This window comes from Zooshikella harenae (genome assembly GCF_018837975.1).
GTDB lineage: Bacteria > Pseudomonadota > Gammaproteobacteria > Pseudomonadales > Zooshikellaceae > Zooshikella > Zooshikella harenae.
In genome coordinates this window covers 1-1,073 of sequence record NZ_JAGSOY010000271.1, presented here as the reverse complement: position 1 = coordinate 1,073, position 1,073 = coordinate 1, and the positions used below count along the sequence as shown (strand labels likewise).

Annotated in this window: 2 protein-coding genes; both read right to left on the bottom strand. The window is 33.0% G+C overall.

Features of this window, described 5'->3' with window-relative positions; genetic code table 11:
- Positions 1-202, bottom strand: a 202-nt coding sequence (locus KCG35_RS25565; protein WP_444972216.1) for a hypothetical protein, incomplete at its 3' end; no start/stop codon positions are given.
- Positions 203-243: 41 nt separating this feature from the next.
- Complete coding sequence (locus KCG35_RS25560) at positions 244-927, bottom strand: dsDNA nuclease domain-containing protein (protein WP_373687381.1); 684 nt, start codon at positions 925-927, stop codon at positions 244-246.
- Between the last annotated feature and the right edge of the window lie 146 nt (positions 928-1,073).

Below are 1,073 nucleotides of genomic sequence, written 5' to 3'. Positions count from 1 at the left end.
TAAAGTTATGGGTTTTCCACTCATCTGCAAACTCAACATCACAACCAATAGTCCATAATATCATTTTAACTAGAGTGGATTTTCCTACGGTATTTTTATCTTTGCTAATTATTAAGTTTAGGTGATCCTGGAACATGAATTGATTCGCAGAATTTTCTGTATCTGATATTACGACCAGGCGAGAAAACTTTAAGGTTTTCATGCTCTTTATTCCTTAAGTTTCTTATGAGCAGTTTATAATTGTTAATCTTCATTTAGTTTAAACCCAAGTTCACAAATTATCGCGGCATGAACCGCGGATTGATCCCCTAATAAATCACAAACGTCAGCAGAAATTTTTTCTTCAACGTCATTTATCCAGGTGTTGATTTTCTTATCATTAAGCTCATCAAAGGTGCTGAATATTATTTTTTTTAAGTCTTCTTTAATTCTTAAAACTCTAGATGTTTTGATAAGTTGGTTTGTATAGTAGCTACGGCATGCTTTTTTAAGATTATGTTTTTCTATAGTGGATAAGTTCATATCTTTTATGAGGTCGTTTGCCACAGCTAGCGGGTCTTCTTCATCAGGTAGCTTTGTGTGTATTGTTATAGTTTCTTGAACTTGAGTATTGGTAAGCGCTTTATTCTTTAACATATCGTCCCATTTGATGTAGTCAAAGGTGGTCTTACCTTTGCGCCTCAAGTCGTCCATTAAAGTTTGGTAGATATTAACTGAATTATAGTGGCAATTTGGGTGCAGTTTATGCGCTAAAGTAGAAATAGTTCCCATTAAGCTTTTATCGCATCCAGTAAGAGGTAATTCTGACTTCACTAATTGTAGTTTGGCAAGAATAGCTGATGTACCTACTTCTTTTTTAAGAGCCATTTCTAGATCATTTTTTTCGCTTTCAGCCAAAAGATCAATAGTGATTTCTTGGCACTGAATGTTTTTTTTTTAACTTTATATTATAACCGCAAAATGCAATCAAGTTTGCCGATTTAACTCTATCACTAAAAGATTTATTTATAACAGACTGACTCAACTTGCCAAGTATCGACGATTTATTATTTTTTGATTTGGTTAAACTTTTA